This window comes from Pseudomonas sp. JAI115, from assembly GCF_014200835.1.
Lineage (GTDB): Bacteria > Pseudomonadota > Gammaproteobacteria > Pseudomonadales > Pseudomonadaceae > Aquipseudomonas > Aquipseudomonas putida_A.
In genome coordinates this window covers 56,368-74,483 of the sequence record NZ_JACHCY010000017.1, presented here as the reverse complement: position 1 = coordinate 74,483, position 18,116 = coordinate 56,368, and the positions used below count along the sequence as shown (strand labels likewise).

Below are 18,116 nucleotides of genomic sequence, written 5' to 3'. Positions count from 1 at the left end.
GATTCTGCTCATGAGCCAAGCCCCCCTCGTCCTGGTGGACGGTTCGTCTTACCTGTACCGCGCTTTCCACGCCCTGCCACCGCTGACCACCTCCAAAGGCCTGCCGACCGGCGCGGTCAAAGGTGTGCTGAACATGCTCAAGAGTCTGCGCAAGCAGTACCCGGACAGCCCGTTCGCCGTGGTCTTCGATGCCAAGGGCGGGACGTTTCGCGATGAGATGTACGCCGAATACAAGGCCAACCGCCCAAGCATGCCCGACGACATGCGGGTGCAGATCGAGCCGCTGCACCAGAGCGTGATCGCCCTCGGCTTCCCGCTGCTGTGCGTGGAAGGCGTCGAAGCTGACGACGTGATCGGCACCCTGGCACGCAGCAGCGCGGCGGCGGATCGTCCGGTGATCATCTCCACCGGCGACAAGGACATGGCGCAACTGGTCGATGGCCACATTACCTTGGTCAACACCATGTCCGGTAGTTCGATGGATGTGGAGGGCGTGAAGGAGAAATTCGGCGTCGCACCCGAGCAGATCATCGATTATCTGGCGCTGATGGGCGATTCTTCCGACAACATTCCGGGGGTTCCCGGCATCGGTCCAAAGACCGCCTCCGGCCTGCTGGTCGGCGTCAACGGCGGCCTGACCGAATTGTACGCGAATCTCGACATCGTCCCGACCCTGCCGATTCGCGGCGCGAAAACCCTGCCGGCCAAGCTCGAAGAGCACAAGGAGATGGCTTTCCTCTCCTATCAACTGGCGACCATCAAAGTCGACGTGCCGCTGGACATCGGCCTCGATGACCTGCAAATGGGCGCGGAAGACCCGGCCAAGCTCTACGAGCTGTACACCCTGCTGGAATTCAAAAGCTGGCTGAACGACCTCGATCGTGACGCCAAGCGCCAGGAACTGAGCGCTGCCGCCGAACCTGCGCCGGCTGGCGATCTGTTCAGCGCCCCCCCAGAAGAAGCCCCTGCCGCTCCAACCGAAGCAGCGTATGAAACCATCCTTGATCAGGCGCGTTTCGACGTCTGGCTGGAGAAACTGAACAACGCCAAGCTGTTCGCCTTCGACACCGAAACCACCGGCATCGACGCGCAACAGGCGCAACTGGTCGGCCTGTCGTTCGCGGTGCAAGCCAACGAAGCCGCGTACATTCCGCTGACCCACTCCTACATCGGTGTGCCCGAGCAGCTGGATCGCGACACGGTGCTGCGCGCGCTGAAGCCGATTCTGGAAGACCCGAACAAACTCAAGGTCGGCCAGCACGCCAAGTTCGACATGAACATTCTGGCCAACTGCGCCATCGGCGGCGATCAGAGCCAAGGCATCAATGTGCGCGGGATCGCCTTTGACACCATGCTTGAGTCCTACGTGCTCAACTCCACCGCTACCCGCCACGACATGGACAGCCTCGCGCAGAAGTACCTGGATCACACCACCGTGAGCTTCCAGGACATCGCCGGCAAAGGCGCCAAGCAGCTGACCTTCGACCAGATCGCCCTTGAGCAGGCTGGCCCGTACGCCGCCGAAGACGCAGACATTACCCTGCGCCTGCACCAGACCCTGTTTGAAAAACTCAGCGGGATCCCGAGCCTGGCCAGCGTGCTGACCGACATCGAGATTCCGCTGGTGCCGGTGCTGGCGCGCATCGAGCGTCAGGGCGCGTTCGTCGATGCTGAGCTGCTCGGCATCCAGAGCATCGAGCTGGGCAACAAGATGGTCGCGCTGGAGCGTGAAGCGTTCGAGATCGCCGGCGAAGAATTCAACCTCGGCTCGCCGAAGCAGCTGGGCGTGATCCTCTACGAAAAGCTCGGCCTGCCGGTGCTGAAGAAAACCGCCAAGGGCCAGCCATCGACCGCCGAGGAAGTGCTGGCAAAACTGGCTGAGGACGATCACCGCTTGCCGAAAGTGCTGATGGAACACCGTTCCATGAGCAAGCTGAAAAGCACCTACACCGATCGCCTGCCGGAGCAGATCAACCCGCGCACCGGGCGTATCCACACCTCGTATCACCAGGCCGTGGCATCGACCGGGCGCTTGTCCTCCAGCGATCCGAACCTGCAGAACATTCCGGTGCGTACCGCTGAAGGCCGCCGCATCCGTCAGGCGTTCGTCGCGCCCAAAGGCTACAAACTGCTGGCAGCGGACTATTCGCAGATCGAACTGCGGATCATGGCCCACTTGTCCAAGGACGAAGGCTTGATGAACGCCTTCCGCAACAATCTGGACGTGCACACCGCGACCGCCGCTGAAGTATTCAAGGTCGAGCTGAGCGACGTGACTTCCGACCAGCGCCGTGGCGCCAAGGCGATCAACTTCGGCCTGATCTACGGCATGGGCGCGCAGAAACTCGGCAAGGACATCGGCGTCGACACCAAGACCGCCAAGGCCTACATCGATACCTACTTCGCCCGTTATCCGGGTGTGCGCGAATACATGGAGCGCACCCGCAAGCAGGCCGCCGACCAAGGCTATGTAGAGACCTTCTTCGGTCGTCGCCTATATCTGCCGGAAATCAACTCGAACAAGCCGCAGGAACGCGCTGCCGCCGAACGCACGGCGATCAACGCGCCGATGCAAGGCACCGCCGCCGACATCATCAAGAAAGCCATGGTGGCGGTGGATAACTGGCTGGCATCGTCCGGGCTGGACGCCAGAGTCATCCTGCAGGTGCACGACGAACTGGTACTGGAGGTTCGCGAGGATCTGGTCGATCAGGTGAGTCAGGAAATCCGCCTGCACATGAGCGAAGCGGCGAAACTGGACGTGCCGTTGCTGGTGGAAGTTGGCGTCGGCAACAACTGGGATGAGGCGCACTGAGGCGTCTAGACCGGGCGTTTGCCGCGACACACTGTCGCGGCAAACGGCCGAAAAGCGCTTATTTCGAATCGCGCTTGCGGTTATTCCAAAGCTTTTTGAAAAAAATCTGAACTAATCTGACAACTCACTACTCAGAGATACTGAATGGCTGGTGAAGCCCTTCGATGCTCCTATGTTGTGTTAAGTGTTGGCAGATATCTGAACCCCGCCCTAGCGGTTCGGAACTTGAACCCCGGAACTTCTCCCTCCCCATATGAAGTCCGGGGCTTTTTTTGCCTCAAAACTGCCTGTGGCGCAGCCATGCTGCGTTAAAAGCGCAACAAAAAATGCTCATTTAGGTCCCCTAAACTCCGCTTTTTTGTTGCACTTTTGCCTTGCCTGGCAGCACCACAGACAGTTTTGAAAATTTCTTATTCAGCTGTTGCTTCCGCACCCTTGTCCGCCAGTTCCATCCAGCCTGCCAACACAGTGTAGGCCTCTTCCAGGCCCATGCGCTTTGGCGCGGAGAACAGCTGGATTGTCACCAGATCGCCCCAACCCTTGCGGATTTCCGACTGCACTTTGAGCAGGGTGTTCTTGGCGGCGCCGTAGGTCAGCTTGTCGGCCTTGGTCAGCAGAATGTGCATCGGCATGCCGGCCGCAACGGCCCAGTCGAGCATCAACAGGTCGAAGTCGGTCATTGGATGACGGATGTCCATCATCAGAATCAAACCCTTCAAACTCTCCCGGCCACCGAGGTACGCCTCGAGGTGACGCTGCCAGTGTTGCTTGAGCGGGATCGGTACTTTTGCATAACCGTAGCCCGGCAGGTCGACCAGACGCCGTTCATCGTCTAGCTTGAAGAAGTTCAACAGCTGTGTGCGACCCGGGGTTTTCGAGGTACGCGCCAGACTGGCGTGAGTCAGGGTGTTCAGTGCGCTGGATTTACCGGCGTTGGAACGACCGGCGAACGCCACTTCGAAGCCTTCGTCGTCAGGGCATTGATCGACTTTGGCGGCACTGAGCATGAACGTGGACTGTTGGCACAGGCCGAGGATGGGATTCTTGAGTTGCATGGGATTTCCGATGTGGGCGGCGCCGGGATTGGGCGCGGAACGCGGTGTCGCTTCCGTTTCAGTGACGCCAGTATATAATGCCGCAGATTTTGTGTGTGCTTTGTCCCAGCGAAGGATGAAGTTCATGAGAGCCAAAGACCTTGATTGCGCATCAGAACGCAGAACGCTCTCAACCCTGAAAAGGTCGTTTTATGACGAAATGGCTGCTGGCTGCCGGAGTCCTGATACCGCTTTGCGGCGCACAGGCTACACAGGAACCGGAAGCCGTGTACAACCGTGTTTGTGGTGCCTGTCATTCCGGCCAACTACCCATGGCGCCCGCAAGAGGCGATCAGGCAGCTTGGACGCCGAGGTTGGCGAAAGGTATGGAGACGCTGGTGCAACACGTGACCCAGGGTTTCAAGGCGATGCCGCCGCGTGGTTTGTGCATGGACTGCAGTGCCGAGGATTACCAGGCCATCATCCTTTGGATGAACGAGAGTAAACCCGGTCCATAACTCTTAACCCTTAGCCGTAGTTGGATTAGCTGATGAACAAATTGATCGTGAGTCTGCTGTTGACCGTGGGAATTTCAGGCTTCGCCCATGCTGCCGGTGATGCCGCCGCCGGCCAGGCAAAAGCTGCCGTCTGCGGAGCCTGCCATGGCCCTGACGGGAACAGCATGGCGCCAAACTTCCCGAAACTGGCCGGTCAGGGTGAACGCTACCTGACCAAGCAACTGCACGACATCAAGTCGGGCAAGCGCACCGTTCTGGAAATGACCGGCCTGCTGACCAACCTGAGCGACCAGGATCTGGCTGACATCGCAGCCTACTTCGCCAGCCAGAAAGGCAGCGTCGGCGCAGCCGATCCGAAGATCGTGGCTCGCGGTGAGGCGCTGTTCCGCGGCGGTAATCTGGAAAAAGGCCTGCCAGCCTGCACCGGTTGCCACTCGCCGAATGGCGCCGGCAACGCTGCTGCAGGTTTCCCGCACCTGGGTGGCCAACATGCTCAATACATCACCAAACAGCTGACCGACTTCCGCAAGGAAGAAGGTGGTCGCGCCAACGACGGCGACGCGATGACCATGCGCACCATCGCGCGCAAACTGAGCGACGAAGACATTGCCGCAGTCTCCAGCTACATCCAGGGCCTGCACTAACCGCCCTGAATCGAGCGTTAACGCTGATGGACATCTCCTGCAACGTTAACGCTCGATTAATCCGTCGCAGCAAGTATAAAAAGGGTGGCTTTGGCCGCCCTTTTTTGTGGCCGCTGCCGTTACACTACAGAACTCATGCCCGCCAGGACCTGTCTGAAAACAGGTCGCGCGAGGCGACCAAAATTGTCCAGGAGTAAAGCATGCGTAATCTGATCATCAGCGCCGCCCTCGTCGCTGCCAGCCTGTTCGGCGTGACCGCCCAGGCCGCTGAAGCCCCTGCCGCACCCTATGTCGAACTGGCCAACCCGGTGCCAGTGGCAGAGCCTGGCAAGATCGAAGTCGTGGAGCTGTTCTGGTACGGCTGCCCGCATTGCTACGCGTTCGAGCCGGTGATCAATCCCTGGGTTGAAAAACTGCCGTCCGACGTCAACTTCGTACGCATTCCTGCCATGTTCGGCGGCCCGTGGGACGCTCACGGCCAAATGTTCCTGACCCTGGAAGCAATGGGCGTCGAGCACAAGGTTCACGCTGCGGTTTTCGAAGCAATCCAGAAACAACACAAGAAGCTGACCGACAAGAACGACATGGCTGACTTCCTCGCCACACAAGGCGTGGACAAGGACAAGTTCCTCGCCACCTTTGACTCGTTCGCGATCAAAGGTCAGATCGTCAAAGCGCGTGAGCTGGCCAAGAAGTATGAAATCACTGGCGTGCCAACCATGATCGTCAACGGCAAGTACCGCTTCGACATCGGCTCTGCCGGTGGTGCCGAGCAAGCCCTGAAACTGGCTGATCAACTGGTCGCCAAAGAGCGAGCGGCCAACAAGGCAGCCGCCAACTAAGCGCGGTAACCGCCATGCGCCGCTGGGGCACCGAACGCAGCGTTGGCCTGCATGATCCGCAGGTCAACGAGCATCACCTGGAGTCCACGGGCCTGCCCGCAGACCATCGTCTGCGCTTGCTCAGTTTCAATATCCAGGTCGGCATCAGCACCGAGCGCTATCGGCATTATCTGACCCGCTGCTGGCAGCACCTGCTACCGCACACCGGGCGCTCAGGCAATCTGCAGAAGATCGGTGACCTGCTTGGCGACTTCGATCTGGTCGCCCTGCAGGAAGCCGATGGCGGCAGTCTGCGCTCAGGCTACGTCAATCAAGTCGAACACCTGGCCCACCTCGGCGCCTTCCCCTACTGGTATCAACAACTCAATCGCAACCTCGGCCGACTGGCCCAGCACAGCAACGGCGTGCTCAGTCGCCTGAAACCGTGGGCGATCGAAGATCATCCGCTGCCCGGCCCGAAAGGTCGCGGCGCGATCCTGCTGCGCTTCGGTGAAGGTCCGGAGGCGCTGGTGGTGGTGATGATGCATCTGGCGCTCGGCGCACGGGTGCGCAGCCTGCAACTGGCCTATATTCGTGACCTGATCAGTGGCTACAAGCACCAGATATTGATGGGCGACATGAACACCCATGCCAGTGATCTGCTACAACAGTCACCGTTACGCGATCTCGGCCTGCTGGCCCCGCAGATGCAAGCCACCTTTCCCAGCTGGCGGCCACAGCGATGCCTTGATCATATTTTGCTCAGCCCGACCCTGACCCTGGAAAAGGTCGAAGTGCTGGCCCAACCCATTTCCGATCACCTGCCGGTCGCGGTAGAGATTCGTCTGCCGGGTTCGCTCACGGCCGATGCATTGCCCGCGTTGAGTCCTGCCCCTCGCGGAACCCCTGAATGAGCGACGACGCCCAGCGCTGGAAAGAGAAGTACCTCAAAAGCATCGAACAACAGGACAAGCTCGAACGTCGCTGGGCCGCCCGGCTCGACTTGCTGCGCCGCGGTCTGGTGCGCAGCACGCTGGCCGCTGAAGGCACCGACAAGGTCGTTGATCAGTGCATGAAAGAGATGCGCGACGTGGTGCGCACCGACGACATGGACGCCGGCCTCGCCGCCCTGCTGCCGCGCCTGGAAAAAGCCGTGCTCGATTCCGAGCAACGTCGCGAAACCCGAATCGATCAGGTCAGCACCGCGCTTACCGCGCTGGTCACCCAGCTACAAGCGCTGCCGCTGCCCCGGGAAGTCGCCCAGCCGCTGAAGAAATTCGCCAAGCAACTCGACAGCCGGGTCGGTCAGGCGCGGGAAATGCCGCTGCTGCTGAGCGAACTCAGTGGTTTGCAGGGCAAGGCGTTGAGCCAGCTGGAAACGCCGCCCGAGCCCGACCGCCCGGGCTTTTTGCAGCGCCTGTTTGGCAGCCGTGACAGTGAAGGGGTGCCAGAGTCTTCGGATCAGCCTCAGGCGCCGACGCCGACGCCGACGCCGGCCAATGCTGAACCTGCATCTGAGCCGGTACCCGCGCCAACCGCAGCGGTCGAGCCGATTCCGGCAGCACCCGTCACCGTAGCGGCCATCGCGCAACCACCAGAGGCCGAGCTTAAGCAAACGCCAGCAGTGAAGCCCGAGTCCGAATCACCTGTGTTCGCGTTCGTGCCTCCGGTCATTGCTGCCGAGCCGATCAGCGAACCCGTTGCTGCACCTGCACTACCAGCGGCCGAACCTGAAGCCGAACGGCCGACCACCCCGATCACGGCGCCAGCACCTGCTGCCGCGTTCAACCCCGACGAGTTGATCCACCCGGGCGACATCCCGGCACCGTTGCTCCTCGATAGTCTGCCCCTGCCCGAACCGATTGCCCAGGCTTTGGCCGCCATTGATCCGGAGCAACCCGAGCAGGACATTCTGTACGCCCTGCCCGATTCCCCGGAGCCGTCTTACAGTTCAGTGGCCAAACACATCGAAGACACGCTGATCGGGCTGCTCGACGACCTGACCCTGCCCGAGCGCCATCGCCCGCAGGCTGAGGCGATGCGCGACCGGTTGAAAAATGGCCTGAACTGGTACGAACTGCTGCCGATTCTCGACGATCTGGCGACCTTGATGCTGGCGATCACCGACAGCGGCCAGCACGAATTCGAAGCCTATCTGCAGCAACTCAACGAGCGCCTCGAAGCGTTCCAGAGCAACCTGCAGGCCGCCAGCGATGGCCACGCCGACAACAGCTCGGCGGCGCGGGCGATGGACACGCAGATCCGCGAGCAGGTCGATGGTTTGCAGACCAGCATGCAGGAAGCGGCCGATCTGGATGACCTCAAGCAAGTGCTGGAGAACCATCTGGAAGGCCTGCTCGGCACCATGGATCAACACCAGAAACAACGCGACGCCCGCGAGCAGGAAGTGGCGGCACGCCTCAAGGGTCTGGCCGAGCGTGTGGCGCACATGGAGCAGGAAGCCCTGGGCTTTCGCGAACACCTGGAAGAACAGCGGCAGAAAGCCCTGATCGATCCGCTGACCGGCCTGCCCAACCGCGCCGCCTGGAGCGAACGCCTGGAACACGAGATCAAGCAGTGGCAGCAACACGGCAACACCTTGAGTCTGGCGATGCTCGACCTCGATCATTTCAAGCGCATCAACGACAACTACGGCCATCTGGCCGGCGACAAGGTGCTGAAGATCATCGCCACAGTGCTGCGCAAACGCCTGCGCGCAGCGGATTTCATTGCCCGTTTTGGTGGTGAGGAATTCGTTCTGCTGCTGCCGGCGACCACGCCTGCGGTGGGCGCCAAACTGCTGGAGACCCTGCGCGCGGCGATCGAAGCCTGCCCGTTTCACTTCAAGGGCGACCGGGTGACGATCACCATCTCCATGGGCCTGGCGTCGTTCAGGATGGGAGAACACAGCGATCTAGTGCTCAAAAGAGCCGATCAGGCGTTGTACCGCGCAAAAAACGGCGGGCGCAACCGGGTCGAGCTGGGCTGAGCAATTGTTCCATTTTGTTTAATTCAGCCCGCCGGCCGTCGAGACCCAAGGCAGTACGTTACACTGTTGCATTACTGTCTTGCGTGTACTGCCTTCTGCCATGAAATTTTTTGCCCTCCTCGCGTCGCTGCTCGTTCTGGCCGGTTGTGCCAGCGGCCCGCGTTACGACACCAGCCATCCTTCGGCCAATCACGACAGCCGCGTGCAGTTCGTGATCGTGCATTACACCTCGGCGTCCCTCGCGCGTTCGCTGCAACTGCTGACCCACGGCGAAGTCAGCAGCCACTACCTGATCGGCGACGACAAGGGCGGCACCATCTACAAGCTGATGGATGAAAACCAGCGCGCCTGGCACGCCGGGGAAAGCCAATGGCAGGGCCGCACCTGGCTCAACTCCAGCTCGATCGGTATCGAGATCGTCAATCCGGGCTTCAAGGACACGCCGACCGGGCGCCTGTGGTTCCCTTATAGCGAAGCGCAGATTCAGTCGCTGATTGTTCTGCTCAAGGACATCAGTCAGCGCCAGGGCATCAGCCCGCGCCATATCATCGGCCACAGCGACATCGCGCCCCTGCGCAAACTCGACCCCGGCCCACTGTTCCCATGGAAACGTCTGGCCGCTGAAGGCTTGGGCGTATGGCCTAATGAACAAGCGGTGGCGCGGCAGCAGGTACAGTTCAACGCCGAACTGCCGAGCATTAGCTGGTTCCAGGAACAACTGGCGCGCGTCGGTTACGACACTCCGCAAACCGGCGAGCTGGATGTGGCGACGCGCCACGTGCTCGCAGCGTTCCAGATGCACTTCCGCCCTTCCCGTTTCGACGGTTTGCCGGACGCGCAAACAGCCGCGTTGTTACTGGTACTCAATCAGACAAAATAATGACGCCCGCCCGACGGTCAGGGCGAAATCGCAATCAGCAGCTATAACTCATTGGTAATTCTTCGGATATTCCATGATGGTTGCTACCCGAGCGACGCTGCGTAGCTGGGTTTATCGCCCGTGGTTTTTGGCGATGATCGCGGCTGTCCTCAGTGCAAGCCTGCTGATCGCCGGCGGAATGTTCGTCGCCATGCGCCAGATCGAACAGAACGAGAGCCAGGAGATGAACGCCCAGGGCGAGCGTTTTCTGGCTCGCCTCGAGCAACTGTTCGGGCAGTTGCGCGAAAGTCTCGACGACCTCCAGGCGCAGCCGTTGCGCAGTTGCGATGAGGAAATGATCGCCACCCTGCAACAGGTCACGTTCAACTATCGCTTCGTCTATGAAGCGGCCTACATGGACGGCTCGCGGATCTGCTCCAACCGCCCCCGGCAGGAGGGACTGTCGGTCGTCCGCGCGCCGGACATCAAGGGCCCGACTTACAGCTACTGGCTCAACACCACCACCGAACCCGATGAAAACCGCGCGGCGCTGATGCTCGGGCGCGGCAACTTCCGTGTGGCGACATCGCGCGGGCATTTGACCGACATGGTCGACCTGCCACCGGACAGCAGCCTGTTGGTGGTACTCGATCATGGCAGGCGAGCGATTCCGGTACTCGGCACCGCACAGACCTGGCCACCGAGCGAAACCTGGCCACCGAAGAGCCGCGAAGCCCTGCAAGTCACCCAGTCACGGCTGATCTACCGCATGCCAACCAACAATCCGGAATACCAATTGGTGCTGATCACTCCGCGCAGTGGCATGCACATTCCCACCGTCTGGTGGTGGATGGTGCCGGCCTGCCTGCTGCTGGGGGCGTTTGCCGGTTTCTTCGTGTTTCTGCTGGTGCGCCAGCGCCAGTCACTGGACGCCGAACTCCAGGGCGCGATACGACGGGGCGAGCTACAAGTGCTGTATCAACCGATATTCGACCTCGACAGCCGCAATTGCGTGGGCGCCGAAGCCCTGCTGCGCTGGCGCCGCCCGGACGGCACCCTGACCAGCCCCGACCTGTTCATTCCATTGGCAGAAAACACCGGGCAGATACGGCAGATGACCGATTTCGTCCTGCAACGGCTGCTGGAACAACTGGGACCAGTGCTGCGCGCCAATCCGCAGCTGTACATCTCGGTCAACCTCGCAGCATGCGACGTAATGGTGCCGCGCATCGGCCAGGTCATGGCCAGGCTGTTGACCCTGCACCGGGTTGCGGCGCGGCAGATCGCCTTCGAAGTCACCGAGCGCGGGCTGATCGATGTGGTGGTGGCGCGGGAGAACCTGCAAGCCTTGCGCGATGTCGGCCATCAAGTGTTGATCGACGATTTCGGTACCGGTTATTGCAGCCTCGCCTACCTGCAAACGTTGCCGGTGGACTGCCTGAAAATCGACAAGGCCTTCATCGACGCACTCGGTCATGACGCGGCCAGCAGTGGCGTTGCTCCGCACATCATTCACATGGCGCAGGCACTGGATCTGAAGGTGATTGCCGAGGGCATCGAGCACGAAGCGCAAGCCGTGTTTCTCAGCAGCGAGGGGGTCAAGTTCGGTCAGGGCTGGCTGTTCGCCCAGGCCTTGAGTGCGGTGCAGTTCATTGAACTGATCACCCGTGGACGGCGCCTTGCCGGACGCCGGCTGGATGACGAAGCCTAGACCGCCAGCGCCATGTAGAACTGCGTGCCCTGCCCCGGCCGCGAATAGACGCCCATGCGCCCGCCATGCAACTGCACAATTTCCTTGCACAAAGCTAAACCGAGCCCGGCGCCGCCCTTCTTGCGCCCGACCTGCACGAACGGTTCGAAAATCCGCCCTTGCTGCCCGTAGGCAATGCCTTCTCCGTTGTCTTCGACGCTGATAATCACCCGCTCGCCATGTCGGCGCGCTTGCAGGCGGATCTGCCCGTCGCGGGCAGTGTGGCGCAGAGCATTATCGATCAGGTTATCCAGTACCCGGTCCAGTTGCGCCTGATCGGCCTGCAGGCGCGGCAACGGCCCCTGCACTTCGACGTTCAAGGCAATGCCTTTGGCCGCCGCCGCATCCGCAAAGCGCGATTGCGCCTGCGCCAGCAAGTCTTCGATGGAGCACGGCGCCAGGGTGAGCTTCTGTAAACCGTTCTGATAACGCGAAAAGTTGAGCAAGTCATTGATCAACTGCATCAGGCGCTGCATCTCTTCATTGACCGTGTCGAGCAAGTCCGCCTCGCGTGACTCCGGGGGAAACTTCGCCCGCTCGCGAAACAGCCCGAACGCCATGTGCATGCCGGTGACCGGCGTGCGCAGCTCATGGGAGGCACGCAGCACAAACTCGCTGCGTACGCGCTCGAAGGCGCGCTGCTCGGTGACGTCATGCAGCACCATCACCGCGCCAAGAATATGCCCCTGGGTGTGGCTGACCGGCGTCAGGCTGTAAGTCAGCAGACGTGATTCGCCATCGACCTCGATGCTCAAATCTTCCGGAGCACGCTCAAGGGTGCCGCCGCGCAACACCAGTTGCAGTTGTGCGTCGAGTTCCGGGCGCTCCAGCGCTGTGCCCAAACCCTGACCGAGTCGATCACTGTCCCAGCCCAACTGGCGCTGGGCCACTGGATTGAGGTGCTCCAGATGCCCTTCGCGATCAATCATCAGCAAGCCGTCGTCGATGCTGTCGAGCACCGCTTGCAAGCGTTGCTGACCGGCCAGCAGCTCGTCGACGTTGGTCGCCTGATGCTCGCGCAGCGCCTCGGCCATCAGCCCGAAGCGCTTGGTCAGCTGGTTCATTTCCATCGCCGAGGAAATCGGCAGCGTCACCTCGAAATTGCCTTGGCCGATGTTGTCCGCCGCTTGCGCCAGCGCCTCGATCGGCGCGCCGAAACGCCGGGCAATCGCATGCGCGGTGACAAAGCCGATGATCAGCACCGCCAGTCCCACCAACCCTAGCAGGCCGGAGACCAGCAGCGCCCTTTCCCGGGCGTCATGCTGCACGGCGTTAATGTTGTCCAGCGCGTGCTTGTGCTCGGCAATCAAACCATTGCGCAAAATGTTGAAGCGTTCTCTGAGGTCGCTGTTGCCCCTGAGCACATTGCCCGGATTACGCGACAGCTCGAACGCCTGGAGAAAGCTCAGGTAGTCGGCCTTGGCCTGAGTAAACCCGTACTGTCGGCCATCGCCGTCGGCCTCCTGCGAAATGCCTTCATCCAGCAATTGCAGGTAATGCTGCTTTGACGCTTCGAACGCGGCGGGATCGGGTTTTTCGGCCAGCATCAGCACCAACTGGTCGCCGAGGGTCTGACGCAACTTGAGCCCCAGGTCGAGGGTCACGAAGTTGCTGCGGATCGTTGCTTCCTGAGTACCGGCCATCTGCATCACGCTGACCAGCCCGAGCAACAGCCCGAGCAAGGCGACCGTGATCAGCGCAGAAATGCTCAGGAACAAGCGAGTGCGCAACTTCATCGCCAGCTTCATCGTCGGGCGCTCACAGGTTGTACTGCTTGCGCTTGCGATACAGGGTCGACGCGTCGATGCCCAGGGTTTTCGCCGCCTGATCCAGCGTGCCTGCCGTCGCCAGCACCGCGCCGATGTGGGCTTTTTCCAGTTCATCGAGGCTCAGCGCGGCGCCGACTCGAGGTGCGTTGTTCGCCGGCTGCTCGGCCATGCCGAGGTGGCTGATTTCCACGCGTTCCTGCGGGCAGATGATGCTCGCCCGCTCCACTACGTTGCGCAGCTCGCGGATATTGCCCGGCCAGCGATAACCCAGCAGCGCCTCTCGCGCTTCGTCACTGAAGCCTCGGGCCGGGCGTGCGTACTCTTTTACGAAGCGCGCGAGGAAGCGGTCGGCAAGGGTCAGGATGTCCTCGGCACGTTCGCGCAATGGCGGCAGATGCAGGGTGATCACGTTGAGGCGATACAACAGGTCTTCACGGAAGCGCCCGTCGCGCACCATGTCTTCAAGGTTGAGGTTGGTCGCGGCGAGAATGCGCACATCGGCGCGGCGAGTCACTGGGTCCCCTACCCGCTCGTATTCCTTGTCCTGAATGAAACGCAGCAACTTGGGTTGCAATGTAAGTGGAAAATCGCCGATCTCGTCGAGAAACAGCGTGCCGCCGTCCGCCTGATTGACCCGACCCAAAGTGCTCTCACTGGCGCCGGTAAACGCACCACGACTGTGGCCGAACAGCTCGCTTTCCATGAGCTCGGCGGTCAACGACGGGCAGTTGATGGTCACGCAGGATTTCTTCTCGCGCTTGCTCCAACCATGAATGGCCCGGGCCAGTTCCCCTTTACCCGTGCCGGATTCGCCAAGGATAAGAATGTTGGCGTCGGTACCGGCGACCTGCCGCGCAGTTTCCAGCACCACTTTCATCGCCGGGCTGTGAGAGTCGAGGCCGTCCTTGGGTTTGCGGATCTCGCCTTCGAGGGCTTCCAGACGCGCCGAGAGCTGGCGCACTTCCAGCTGCTTGGCGGTAGCCAGACGCAACTGGTCGGGGCTGCACGGTTTGACCAGATAGTCGGCGGCGCCCGCCTGGATCGCGTCCACCGCGGTATCGACCGCCGAATGCGCGGTGACGATCACCACCCGCATCCATGGCGCCTGAACGCGCATCTGCGCCAGTACATCGAGACCGTTGTCTTCACCCAGACGCAAATCAAGGAAGCACAGGTCGAATACCTGGCGTTGCAACAGTGCATCAGCCTGAGCCGCGCTGTTGGCGGTGGCCACCGTATAACCTTCGTCTTCGAGGCAGTAACGAAAGGTTCGCAGGATGGCGGACTCGTCGTCCACCAGCAGAATGCGGCCTTGATGCTCAGTGGCAGATTCCATTTTTCCTACGCTCCATAGTGATTGATCTTGGGTTAGTCCCGGAAAAATCGGGCAAGTTGCATGGTTGATTCTGAACGATGCGAGCCATGGGAGGGTAGCTCTCTCCTGCCTTGACGGCCAATCCGTTGATTTTGCTGAGTTTTTAAACAATCACCGATTTACAGAGGGTTCCCTGCGTACTTTTCTGACATCCGGGACGTGCTATCAATTCCATAAGAATGAAATCTCCTACGAAATAATCATGCATTTCGCACGACCGTAGATGACCCATCGTGCAGGATGCGTCCGTCGCCGAATTTCACTCGCTCGCAAACCATTGATTTTATTGAATATTTTTCAAATAAAAAACTGGCATGCAGCCTGCAATAACTCATTCAGCCCGGGCAGATTCCACTGCCCCAACCGAATAAGAGTGAGGAACCCAGGATGACTCGCCAACGTGCCGCCCAAGTGCGTATCTCGCCACTGCATATCCAGCAAGGCCTGTTTGGCGTACTTGCGCTGTTGATCACCCTGATCGCCTGCCAGCAATACCTGAGCTGGGAAAACAGCCAGAAGCCTGAGCCGCTGATCTCGATTCAACACAGCACGCAGACGCACTTCAGCGCCGTCAGCAGCAGTCAGGCCGAAAGCGCCTCGATGCGCATGATGGATGTCGATCAGCCACAGCCGCTGGATCAACTGCCACGTGAAGAGCGCTGGGTTTTCTGACGAACCGAAGAATTCAGGCGCATCGCGCCGGAACACGCAATATCCCTAAATAGAGAAGTAAGGAGAATCACCATGTTGAGCTGGGCAATTACATTCTTGATCATTGCCATCATCGCCGCCGTACTGGGCTTCGGTGGTATCGCGGGCACCGCCACGGGTATCGCCAAGATTCTCTTTGTCGTGTTCCTGGTGATGTTCATCGCTTCCTTCTTCTTTGGCCGTCGCGGCCGAGGTTAACGATGATTGCTTTGAAGACACTGGCAGCCGCCCTGCTTATGGGCGGTAGTGCCATGGCGATGGCGGCCAATGATGGCCAGGCGCGGGTCAACGAGCTGCTCAGCTCCGACCCGCAATACCGGGAAACCTGGCAAGGCGTTGTGAAGCACGAAGAACGCCTGCCGGAATGGGTGATGAACCTGTCCGGCACGCCAGACCAGCAGATGAATGCCGTGACTGAAGACGGCGACAAGTACTTGGTCGGCCCGCTCTGTGAATCCGCAGACAAGTGCCTCAACCACCGCTTGATCGTGGCCTTCAGCTTCGACAAGAAAGATGCATATGCCATGCTCGTGGATGTGCCCGAAGGACTGCCGGCCGACAAGTCGCCAACGCGACATGCCACCTACCGCTTCCTCGGCAAACCGGATGAAGGTATGCAGAACCTGCTGATGGAAACGCTGAAGAAAGATCCGAAGTGGTATTGATTCGAACATGAGGGCAGCGCCCCGCTGCCCTTTATTGCGCCTACCCGAGGAAGGCTGGCGCATGACCAAGGGGCCGGGACGTTCTGACTGTTGCAGGGTCGGAGTGACCTACGGGTACAGGGAGTGCCTGCGCGAGGGCCGGGTCAGGGTAAAAGCTGCGACGCAGGTTCGCCGACCCTCAGTGGTTCGACGGACTTGCGCTGAGCTTTATCCGATGCAAAAACATTGATCCAGAGCGTCCTGCTCATCTTTTTATGCCTCACACTGCGCGCGAAAACATTACGCGGTGTTTCCTGGCGACCGTATATCGAGAAAGAGTCCCTTTAAACAGTGGTACATCTAGTCTGCAAACGTAGGCTTTTTCTTAAGATTTCCGTCGAAATTTCTCGTTTAAAAAATAACCAATCTACGCTGCAATGGCCGGTTCACGGCACTTATGCCGGCTGAAATGTCGTAATCGAACCGGTTGGGACGCCAGTTTCAATTAAAAAAGCTCATGCCGATTCGGCATAGGGTAGGCGTTTACGGCATTAGACGGCGCAACCTTGCATCGGAATAGTTGCGCCTTTTTTCGCCTGCCGAAGAGCCGTAAATACGCGCTTCGGGGCACCTTATACGGAGGCAGATGCACAGACTTTTCCGCTGACAGAGCGTTCCAGTTCCTGCATGTGCCTGAGTCAAACGCAAGTAAGGGTAAAGATAATGAAGAAGGCAAAACTCAGCCTCGCCTGGCAGATCCTCATCGGTCTGGTTTTAGGGATTGCAATTGGTGCGTTGCTCAACCACTTCAGTGCCGAAAAAGCCTGGTGGATCAGCAACGTCCTGCAACCGGCAGGCGATATCTTTATCCGTCTGATCAAGATGATCGTGATCCCGATCGTCATCTCCTCCCTGATCGTCGGCATCGCCGGCGTGGGCGACGCCAAGAAACTCGGGCGTATCGGTCTGAAGACCATCATCTACTTCGAGATCGTCACCACCATCGCGATCATCGTCGGCCTGCTGCTGGCCAACCTGTTCCACCCGGGCGCCGGCATCGACATGAGCACCCTGGGCACGGTGGATATCTCCAAGTACCAGGCGACCGCCGCCGAAGTGCAACATGAACACGCGTTCATCGAGACCATCCTCAACCTGATCCCGTCGAACATCTTCGCGGCCATGGCCCGTGGCGAAATGCTGCCGATCATCTTCTTCTCCGTGCTGTTCGGTCTCGGTCTGTCGAGCCTGCAGTCGGACCTGCGAGAGCCGCTGGTGAAGATGTTCCAGGGCGTCTCGGAAAGCATGTTCAAAGTCACCCACATGATCATGAACTACGCGCCGATCGGCGTGTTCGCCCTGATCGCGGTGACCGTGGCCAACTTCGGTTTCGCCTCGCTGCTGCCGCTGGCCAAACTGGTGATCCTGGTTTACGTCGCCATCGCCTTCTTCGCCTTCGTGGTGCTGGGCCTGATCGCCAAGCTGTTCGGCTTCTCGGTGATCAAGCTGATGCGCATCTTCAAGGATGAGCTGGTCCTGGCTTACTCCACCGCCTCTTCGGAAACCGTGCTGCCACGGGTGATCGAGAAGATGGAAGCCTACGGCGCACCGAAAGCCATTTGCAGCTTCGTGGTACCGACCGGCTATTCGTTCAACCTCGACGGTTCGACCCTGTACCAGTCGATCGCAGCGATCTTCATTGCCCAGCTGTACGGCATCGACCTGTCGATCAGCCAACAATTGCTGCTGGTGCTGACCCTGATGGTCACCTCCAAAGGCATCGCCGGCGTACCGGGCGTGTCCTTCGTGGTGCTGCTGGCGACGCTGGGCAGTGTCGGTATCCCGCTGGAAGGCCTGGCGTTCATCGCCGGTGTCGACCGCATCATGGACATGGCGCGTACCGCACTGAACGTGATCGGCAACGCCCTGGCAGTGCTGGTTATCGCGCGTTGGGAAGGCATGTACGACGACGCCAAAGGCGAGCGCTACTGGAACTCCCTGCCGCACTGGCGCAGCAAGGAAAAACTGCCGGCTGGCGAAATTTCCAAGAACTGATAGCTGAAACCTGTGGAGATCGGCTTTTTTGTGGGAGCGAGCCTGCTCGCGAAGGCGGTATGTCATTAAGCATTGATGGACTGACAGGACGCTTTCGCGAGCAGGCTCGCTCCCACAGGGGATTTTAGCCAA

At 60.1% G+C, this 18,116-nt stretch carries 15 protein-coding genes; 12 read left to right on the top strand and 3 right to left on the bottom strand.

The annotated features are described in order from the left end of the window. The first annotated feature begins 10 nt into the window (after positions 1–10). On the top strand, positions 11–2,815 hold the full coding sequence (gene polA, locus HDC30_RS25470) for a DNA polymerase I (RefSeq protein ID WP_183785649.1): 2,805 nt from the start codon (positions 11–13) through the stop codon (positions 2,813–2,815). A gap of 410 nt (positions 2,816–3,225) precedes the next feature. On the opposite strand, the gene yihA is transcribed toward polA, so the two are convergent. Further along, positions 3,226–3,870 (bottom strand): ribosome biogenesis GTP-binding protein YihA/YsxC, encoded by a 645-nt coding sequence (gene yihA, locus HDC30_RS25465; RefSeq protein ID WP_047597033.1) that lies wholly within the window; start codon positions 3,868–3,870, stop codon positions 3,226–3,228. Positions 3,871–4,061: 191 nt separating this feature from the next. Between yihA and HDC30_RS25460 the strand changes: the two genes are divergently transcribed. The 7 genes from HDC30_RS25460 (at position 4,062) to HDC30_RS25430 (ending at position 11,391) form a co-directional block, all read left to right on the top strand. Continuing rightward, positions 4,062–4,367, top strand: coding sequence for a cytochrome c5 family protein (locus HDC30_RS25460; RefSeq protein WP_183785647.1), 306 nt, complete (start codon positions 4,062–4,064; stop codon positions 4,365–4,367). Between the two features lie 32 nt (positions 4,368–4,399). After that, entirely contained in the window at positions 4,400–5,011 is a 612-nt protein-coding gene (locus HDC30_RS25455) for a cytochrome c (protein WP_183785645.1), read from the top strand. 200 nt (positions 5,012–5,211) lie between these two features. Beyond that, entirely contained in the window at positions 5,212–5,853 is a 642-nt protein-coding gene (locus HDC30_RS25450) for a thiol:disulfide interchange protein DsbA/DsbL (RefSeq protein WP_027610241.1), read from the top strand. A 14-nt stretch (positions 5,854–5,867) separates the two neighbouring features. Then, positions 5,868–6,746 carry an endonuclease/exonuclease/phosphatase family protein gene (locus HDC30_RS25445; protein WP_183785643.1) on the top strand — a complete coding sequence of 293 codons (879 nt, stop codon included), beginning with the start codon at positions 5,868–5,870 and terminating at the stop codon, positions 6,744–6,746. Next, a complete protein-coding gene (locus HDC30_RS25440) occupies positions 6,743–8,821 on the top strand; it encodes a GGDEF domain-containing protein (protein ID WP_183785641.1) in 2,079 nt (692 codons plus the stop codon). The genes HDC30_RS25445 and HDC30_RS25440 overlap by 4 nt, the downstream gene beginning before the upstream one ends. A 100-nt stretch (positions 8,822–8,921) precedes the next feature. Next, positions 8,922–9,701, top strand: coding sequence for an N-acetylmuramoyl-L-alanine amidase (locus HDC30_RS25435; protein WP_096797610.1), 780 nt, complete (start codon positions 8,922–8,924; stop codon positions 9,699–9,701). Between the two features lie 76 nt (positions 9,702–9,777). Then, on the top strand, positions 9,778–11,391 hold the full coding sequence (locus HDC30_RS25430; RefSeq protein WP_409347925.1) for an EAL domain-containing protein: 1,614 nt from the start codon (positions 9,778–9,780) through the stop codon (positions 11,389–11,391). Here the strand turns inward: HDC30_RS25430 and HDC30_RS25425 are convergent. After that, entirely contained in the window at positions 11,388–13,178 is a 1,791-nt protein-coding gene (locus HDC30_RS25425; protein ID WP_183785637.1) for a KinB sensor domain-containing domain, read from the bottom strand. The genes HDC30_RS25430 and HDC30_RS25425 overlap by 4 nt on opposite strands. A 10-nt stretch (positions 13,179–13,188) precedes the next feature. Then, a complete protein-coding gene (algB, locus tag HDC30_RS25420; RefSeq protein WP_027610247.1) occupies positions 13,189–14,535 on the bottom strand; it encodes a sigma-54-dependent response regulator transcription factor AlgB in 1,347 nt (448 codons plus the stop codon). 426 nt (positions 14,536–14,961) lie between these two features. On the opposite strand from algB, the gene HDC30_RS25415 reads away from it, so the two are divergent. The 4 genes from HDC30_RS25415 (at position 14,962) to gltP (ending at position 17,984) form a co-directional block, all read left to right on the top strand. Continuing rightward, positions 14,962–15,246 (top strand): hypothetical protein, encoded by a 285-nt coding sequence (locus tag HDC30_RS25415; RefSeq protein WP_047297449.1) that lies wholly within the window; start codon positions 14,962–14,964, stop codon positions 15,244–15,246. 72 nt (positions 15,247–15,318) lie between these two features. Continuing rightward, positions 15,319–15,483 (top strand): DUF1328 domain-containing protein, encoded by a 165-nt coding sequence (locus tag HDC30_RS25410; RefSeq protein ID WP_003177151.1) that lies wholly within the window; start codon positions 15,319–15,321, stop codon positions 15,481–15,483. Between the two features lie 2 nt (positions 15,484–15,485). Then, positions 15,486–15,950 (top strand): inhibitor of vertebrate lysozyme family protein, encoded by a 465-nt coding sequence (locus HDC30_RS25405; RefSeq protein WP_096797612.1) that lies wholly within the window; start codon positions 15,486–15,488, stop codon positions 15,948–15,950. Between the two features lie 702 nt (positions 15,951–16,652). After that, the gene (gltP, locus tag HDC30_RS25400; RefSeq protein WP_096797613.1) at positions 16,653–17,984 is read left to right on the top strand and encodes a glutamate/aspartate:proton symporter GltP; all 1,332 of its coding nucleotides are present in this window, start codon (positions 16,653–16,655) and stop codon (positions 17,982–17,984) included. The last annotated feature ends 132 nt before the right edge of the window (positions 17,985–18,116 follow it).

Coding starts and splice junctions, on each gene's coding strand:
- HDC30_RS25430 (WP_409347925.1), top strand. CDS start 9,778: ATGGTTGCTACCCGAGCGACGCTGCGTAGCTGGGTTTATCGCCCGTGG.
- yihA (WP_047597033.1), bottom strand. CDS start 3,870: ATGCAACTCAAGAATCCCATCCTCGGCCTGTGCCAACAGTCCACGTTC.
- HDC30_RS25405 (WP_096797612.1), top strand. CDS start 15,486: ATGATTGCTTTGAAGACACTGGCAGCCGCCCTGCTTATGGGCGGTAGT.
- HDC30_RS25445 (WP_183785643.1), top strand. CDS start 5,868: ATGCGCCGCTGGGGCACCGAACGCAGCGTTGGCCTGCATGATCCGCAG.
- HDC30_RS25440 (WP_183785641.1), top strand. CDS start 6,743: ATGAGCGACGACGCCCAGCGCTGGAAAGAGAAGTACCTCAAAAGCATC.
- polA (WP_183785649.1), top strand. CDS start 11: ATGAGCCAAGCCCCCCTCGTCCTGGTGGACGGTTCGTCTTACCTGTAC.
- algB (WP_027610247.1), bottom strand. CDS start 14,535: ATGGAATCTGCCACTGAGCATCAAGGCCGCATTCTGCTGGTGGACGAC.
- HDC30_RS25450 (WP_027610241.1), top strand. CDS start 5,212: ATGCGTAATCTGATCATCAGCGCCGCCCTCGTCGCTGCCAGCCTGTTC.
- HDC30_RS25410 (WP_003177151.1), top strand. CDS start 15,319: ATGTTGAGCTGGGCAATTACATTCTTGATCATTGCCATCATCGCCGCC.
- HDC30_RS25435 (WP_096797610.1), top strand. CDS start 8,922: ATGAAATTTTTTGCCCTCCTCGCGTCGCTGCTCGTTCTGGCCGGTTGT.
- HDC30_RS25425 (WP_183785637.1), bottom strand. CDS start 13,178: ATGAAGCTGGCGATGAAGTTGCGCACTCGCTTGTTCCTGAGCATTTCT.
- HDC30_RS25415 (WP_047297449.1), top strand. CDS start 14,962: ATGACTCGCCAACGTGCCGCCCAAGTGCGTATCTCGCCACTGCATATC.
- gltP (WP_096797613.1), top strand. CDS start 16,653: ATGAAGAAGGCAAAACTCAGCCTCGCCTGGCAGATCCTCATCGGTCTG.
- HDC30_RS25460 (WP_183785647.1), top strand. CDS start 4,062: ATGACGAAATGGCTGCTGGCTGCCGGAGTCCTGATACCGCTTTGCGGC.
- HDC30_RS25455 (WP_183785645.1), top strand. CDS start 4,400: ATGAACAAATTGATCGTGAGTCTGCTGTTGACCGTGGGAATTTCAGGC.